The 6251-nt window shown below is 65.1% G+C and carries 3 protein-coding genes; all 3 read left to right on the top strand.

The annotated features are described in order from the left end of the window. The first annotated feature begins 611 nt into the window (after window positions 1-611). Window positions 612-2930: an ATP-binding protein gene (locus L995_RS11845; protein WP_156136040.1), complete on the top strand. Its 2319-nt coding sequence runs from the start codon at window positions 612-614 to the stop codon at window positions 2928-2930. Window positions 2931-2934: 4 nt separating this feature from the next. Further along, the gene (locus L995_RS11840) at window positions 2935-4146 is read left to right on the top strand and encodes an EAL domain-containing response regulator (RefSeq protein ID WP_047471906.1); all 1212 of its coding nucleotides are present in this window, start codon (window positions 2935-2937) and stop codon (window positions 4144-4146) included. Between the two features lie 20 nt (window positions 4147-4166). Then, on the top strand, window positions 4167-6251 hold a 2085-nt coding region (locus L995_RS11835), incomplete at its 3' end, for a histidine kinase dimerization/phospho-acceptor domain-containing protein (protein ID WP_047471904.1).

Below are 6251 nucleotides of genomic sequence, written 5' to 3'. Positions count from 1 at the left end.
TCCCAGGCCGGTGCTGGCGCACGGGCCGCTTGCGTCGGCGGCGCTGTCCACCACGACGGTCCATGCGTGGGCCGTGGCGATGCAGCCTTGCAAGAGCAACGCCAGGGCGAGCAGGCGCAGCGGCCTGCTTGCCGGCCTGGTAGTGAATCGTTGCCTGTATATCCTCATTGCCATTTTTACTTCCCCTGAAATGGGCCGCCGAAACGCATTCTGGATATTGCGCAATACAGGACGTGAAATAGCGCTCGCATTCTGCATGCGCGACGTCTGTGTGCAATATCACAGGGGTGGTCAGAAACGGAGCAGCCTTTGTCGATGAATCAATCCGGCAATGATCTCCAGGGCATCGGAATATTGGTTTAAGAATTTTCTTAAAGTGACAGGAATAATGGCATTTTCAAAGAGATTTGACGATTTTCCGATGGCGGATCGATGCTTGAAATCGCTCTTTGGCGAGGCGGCGTGCAAGAGGTTTCAGCATTAAGAAAATTCTTAGTCCAAATTCGCCTTTTGATTCCTAAGATTCGGCAATGCGCCAGTTTCAAGCTCTCTTGTTTTCTTCCAGATCGACACATCACAGGCTGTGCCTGTCCTTGGCACGGCGTGACTTGATGGCATTTGCGCTGGCGATCATGGCCATGCTGGCCTGCGCCGGTCACGGCGGCAGGGTCGACGCCGCCCCGGCGACGCCATCGCGCAGCGTCGCCCATGTGCCCGTGCGAGACATTCAGTTGTTTTTCATGGACCGATGTTTCCTGCTGCTGGACGCTGCGGTGGGGGCCACGCACGCAGCCATCCACACGCAAGCCGGTTATGGCTGGCCGTGGCGCGCCAGCGCACCGCAGGGCCAGCCCGGGCCGCTCCATTCACTGATGCAGGCAGGCCGGGCGCTTCCCGAATCCCTGTTGCTGCGCAAATCCGCGACCAGCGCCGGATGGCTTGCAGGCCGCTGGGAGCCCGCGCGGCAACTGGTCAGGGCCCACGCCTGGCTGCTGCTGGGGTCCGCGTCGCTGGGACTTGCCTTCATGGCTGCAATTGCATGGTGCGTGCGCCGGCTGCGACGCGGCGTGCCGGCTTCGGCCTGGAGCCGGGCAGGGGCCTGCGCCGCCGGTGACGCGCTCTGCCGAAAGCTGCTGGACACGGCACCCGTGGGCCTGGCGCTGGTGCGGTGCAGCGATCGCAGCCTGCTGCTGTCCAATGCGCTGGCCCGGCAGTGGGTGCGCAGTGATGCTTCCTGGTTCGAGCAGGCCGTGGCCGGGGGCGCGCAGCAGGGCCCGCGTGAACTGGCGCTGGGGGACGGGCGATGGGTGGAGGTCCGTACCACGCCCACGACCCACGGGGGCGAACCGGTGGTCTTCTGCCTGGTCAGCGATGTGACGGCGCTCAGGCAGGCGCAGGCAGCGCTGGTCGATGCCAAGCAGCGCGCCGAATCGGCCAGCCAGGCCAAGACGCAGTTTCTGGCGACCATGAGCCATGAAATACGCACACCGCTCTTTGGCATCCTGGGAACGCTGGAGCTGCTGGCCCTGTCCAGAGTTCCTTCCGAACAGACACGCTACCTGGGGGCCATGCAGCAGGCATCGGCCTCCTTGCTGCGCATCGTCAACGACAGCCTGGACCTGTCGGCCATCGAGGCGGGCCGGCTGCAGCTGGAGGCCCAGGCGTTCTCGGCCACCGAATTGCTCGACAGCGTGGCCGCAGGCCTGCTGTCGCGTGCCGAGCAAAAGGGCCTGCAGCTGTATGCCGTCTCCGATGTGAAAACGCCGCCCCTGCTGGTGGGCGATGCCTTGCGGCTGCGGCAGATCCTGGACAACCTGGTGGGCAATGCCATCAAGTTCACGTTCTCCGGCCATGTGGCCATCCGCCTGCAGGTCATGGGAGAGAGCGAGGAAGGCACCGACCTGCGGTTCCAGGTGCAGGACACGGGCATCGGCATCGATCCGGAGCAGCAGCCCTTCCTGTTCGATCCGTACTTCCGTGCCCATGCGGCCACCCAGCAGCAGGTACAGGGCGCGGGCCTGGGACTGTCCATCTGCCTGCGCCTCAGCCAGGAGATGGGCGGGCGGCTGACGGCCGCCAGCCAGCCGGGACTGGGGACCTGCGTGTCATTCGAGCTGCGCCTGCCGCGCGAGAGCGCGGCAGGCTATGAGGCAGTGCCCAGTCTGTTGCCGCAGACCGTCTACGTGGATGGCGCCATTCCGGAAGTCGTGCACAACCTGTGCGCCTGGCTGCGGCATTGGGGCGCCATGGCCCAGCCCTACCGGGACCAGGTGCAGGGTCCCAATGAGCAGGCCGTGCTGGTGCAAGCCTGGCCGCGGTCGATGCGCCGTCCGCAATGGATGGGCAAATGCGTTCTGGCGCTGGCGCCGGGCGAGAGCCCCCGCGAGACCGTGCAGGCCTGTGTGTGGGAGGCCAGCGCGCCTGGCGTGCCGGCAGTGGGCCATGCGCTGGGCCTGGCCCAGCAGGGCATTGCGCCGGGTGCGCGCCCCGACCTGTATGCCGCCGCCGCCCAGGTCTACGAGCCCCTGGGGCTGAGGGTGCTCATCGTCGAAGACAACCCCATCAACAGGATCATCCTGCGAGAGCAGCTGCAGTTGCTGGGCTGCGAGGTCCAGCAGGCCAGCAATGGACAGGACGCGCTGTCCCTGCCCGGCCTGCTCGAATTCGATGCCGTTCTCACCGACCTGCACATGCCGTTGCTGGACGGCCCGGCCCTGGCGCGTGCGCTCAGAAAGCGCGGGTATGTCCGCCCGATCGTCGGGCTGACGGCCAATGCGCAGCCGCAGCCGCAGACCCAGACGCAGGCGCAAGAGCAATCGCAAGGGCAGGGCGACGGACTGCCGGCCGGCTTCGACAGCCTGCTGTGCAAGCCATTCACGTTGGCGGTGCTGCGCACCACCTTGAACAACATCAAGCAAGGCAGGACCTGAACCCATGCTGGCCCCATTCAAAGTACTCATCCTGGACGACCATCCCCTGTGCTGCGAGCACGCGCGCAGCCTGCTCATGGAGGCGGGACTCACGGACACGCACATGGCCTGCAACGCGCGGGAGGCCCTGAAGAAGCTGGGCGACGGCGGATTCCATCTCGTCATCACCGACCTGAAGATGCCTGACATGGACGGCCTGCAGTTCATCGATGAATTGAGCCGGCGCGACCTGCATCCCATGCTCGTGATATCCACCTCCTGCTCGCGCCGGCTGATGAACAGCGTCAGTCTCATGGCCAAGGAGTCCGGCTTTTCCGTCATCGGGATGTTCCAGAAGCCGTTCGGCACGGACCATGTCCAGGCGCTGGTCAGCCAACTCAGGTCCGTCCATGCAAACGAGGGGAAAACCGCTGCCGGCATCAGGGAGCGGCCGATTTTCGCCAAGGCCCACCTGGTGCAGGCTTTGCAGGAGAAAACCATACAGGCCTGGTTCCAGCCCAAGAAATCCCTGCTCACGGGCCACATCGTCGGCGTGGAAGCGCTGGCGCGCTGGAACGATCCGCAGTTCGGCTTCATGATGCCGGGCTCGTTCATGTCCGCCATCCGGTTCCATGGCCTGGACCATGCCTTGCTGGTGCGGATGATGGAAGACGCCATGTCGGCGCACCTGGCCTGGCGCAGTGCCGGACATGTCGTGCCTGTGTCCGTCAACCTGCCGGTACCGCTGCTGGACGATATCGGCCTGCCGGACGAGTTGCACGGCATGGCGGCCCGGTGCGGCATTGCTGCGGAGAACATCACGTTCGAGCTGCTGGAGGACCAGGCCGTGGGCATACCCGCCAACTACTACATGAGCGCGAGCCGTTTGCGCCTCAAGGGCTTCGGCCTGGCCCAGGATGACTACGGGCGGGGTTACAGCTCGATGTACAGCCTCATCTCCACGCCCTTCACCGAATTGAAGATCGACCGGGCCTTCGTGGCCGGTGCGGCAGGTGACGAGGTGCGGACTGCGGCCTTGACGTCGTCGGTGCAACTGGGACGGCAACTGGGCCTGACGGTGACGGCGGAAGGCGTGGAGACCGCCCAGGACCTGGAGTTGCTGCGCAGCATCGGATGCGATTGCGTGCAGGGCTATCTGCTGTCCGCCGCGGTGCCTGCGGTTGAATTTGCCCTTATGCTGGCGTCCGAGCCCCGGCACCAAGGCAATCCCCCCTGACCCAAGCACGCAAGGCGTCCATGCCCGACTCCCCGTTCAGCAAGATCACACGCACCACACGCTGGCAGAACCGGGTACTGTTTGGAGCGCTTCCCCTGGCGATCTTCCTCATCGCCGTGCTGCTGTGGGGTTCGGAGAGGATTTTCGAGCAGGAGCAGGGCCGCCTGGCCTTGAACTTCTCCGCCATCGTCGGCTCGCTGCAGGAGCAGGAAATCTTCCTTCGGCGGCTCAAGGGTCGCAACGAGTCCTGGAAAGCGCTGCCGGACCAGAGATTAGCCACCATCGTCGACGTGCCCGCTCCTGCGCAGGCGGACTACCGCATGTTCCGTGGCCGCGAGGCCATCGGCGGCATTCCCTTTTCACTGCAATGCTCTGCGCGCGCGGCCTGCGACACGCTCCCGGACCGGCTTTTCTCGCTGGGCAGCTCCCTGGCCGCGGGCTATTCCTCCTTCTGGGCAGGCTCCTACTTTCCGGCAGCCGCTGCCTTCTTCACCAAGGAGGACGGGGCGATCAGCATCGGCGTGCCGGCCATCGACGTGCCCATCGGCAACGAGAGCGTCACGCAGGAAATGTTCGACAGCACGATTGCCGCCGTCAAGGCGCATCTGCGGGCCAGGGCCGCCGATGCCCGGCCGGGCGCCGGCTCCACGGCGCCGGCGCAGGAGATCGTCTGGTTCCGGTCGCCCCAGTTCCCGGAGAAGATGATCGGCATGGTCGCCGCCGGCTTTTCAAGCCATATCGAAGCCGGCGACGAAGCCGCCACAAGCCCGATCTACGCCGCCATCCTTTTCAGCCGCCAGCGCATCAGCGCCATAGAAAGAACCATCCATACGCTGCCCAGGCATCTTTTCTGGCTGGAGCACCGGGATTTCGGCGTGCTCATGGGCACCGGCCCCGTCCCGCAGGTGGATGACACGGGGATGCAGTACACGCGCAATGGCCTGATCCTCAAGACCGAGGATGCCTCCGGCCGGTGGACCGGCTACTACCAGGTGGACTACGCCACCTTTTTCCAGGGCAGGCTGTTCGCCCCTTCTGCCGGCCTGGTGCTGGCCCTGCTGCTCAGCCTGCTGGCCGGCGTGGCCTATACCCGGTGGTTCAACCGCAAGGTGATTGCGCCCGCGCAGGAGGCGCAGCGGGTCATCGTCGAGAGCAATGAATTCAACAGGACGCTGATCGAAACCGCTCCCGTGGCCATCTGCCTTGTGGCCTACGGCAGCGGGAAAATCATCTTCAGCAACTCGCTGGTGCAGGAGTGGCTGCACTCGGCCGATGGCTACCTGCGTCCCGGCTCGCCGGAGAACAAGGCGGCGCTGGAGGAGATTGTCCATGCCCGGGCCGCAGGCACCATGGAGCGCCTGGTCACCGAGCAGGGCAGGACGCTTCATGTGGCCTATGCGCCCACGCGCTACCTCGGCCAGGATGTGACGCTGTGCATTTTTGCCGACGTCAGCGCGCGCGCGGAGATCGAGAGCAACCTGGAGCGGGCAAGAATCGCGGCGGACGAGGCCAACGAGGCCAAGTCCACCTTTCTGGCGACCATGAGCCACGAAATCCGCACGCCGCTGTATGGCGCGCTGGGCACGCTGGAGCTGCTGGGCCTGACCGAGCTCACGCAGCTGCAGCGCAAGTATGTGGACCGTATCGAAGCGTCCTCCTCCATCTTGCTGCAGATCATCAGCGACATCCTGGACACCAGCAAGATCGAGGCCGGCCAGTTGCAGCTGGAAAAGGCCCCGTTCAATCCCCGGGAGCTGGTGCAAAACTGCACCAGCTCCTATGCCGCCATGGCGCAGCAAAACGGCCTGCTGCTGTTTTCCTGTGTGGACGCGCAGGTGCCCGAGTCGGTGCTGGGTGACGCGGTGCGCATCCGCCAGATCCTGGGCAATCTCATCAGCAACGCCATCAAGTTCACGGAGGCCGGCCATGTGATCGTCCGCCTGCGCAGCGTGCCGGGCACGGCCTCGCAGGCCCGGCTGGTGTTCGAGGTCTGCGACACGGGCGTGGGCATAGAGAAATCCCTGCATGGCGAGCTTTTCACGCCCTTTTATCTGGTCAAGAACAGCAGCCGCACGGCGCGGGGGGCGGGCCTGGGCCTGACGCGG

It is taken from the genome of Delftia sp. ZNC0008, assembly GCF_000799035.1.
Lineage (GTDB): Bacteria > Pseudomonadota > Gammaproteobacteria > Burkholderiales > Burkholderiaceae_C > Comamonas > Comamonas tsuruhatensis.
This window is presented reverse-complemented; position numbering and strand designations above follow the sequence as displayed.

Excerpts from the sequence above, each read along its gene's own strand:
- L995_RS11845 (WP_156136040.1), top strand. The coding sequence starts at position 612 with ATGGCATTTGCGCTGGCGATCATGGCCATGCTGGCCTGCGCCGGTCAC.
- L995_RS11840 (WP_047471906.1), top strand. The coding sequence starts at position 2,935 with ATGCTGGCCCCATTCAAAGTACTCATCCTGGACGACCATCCCCTGTGC.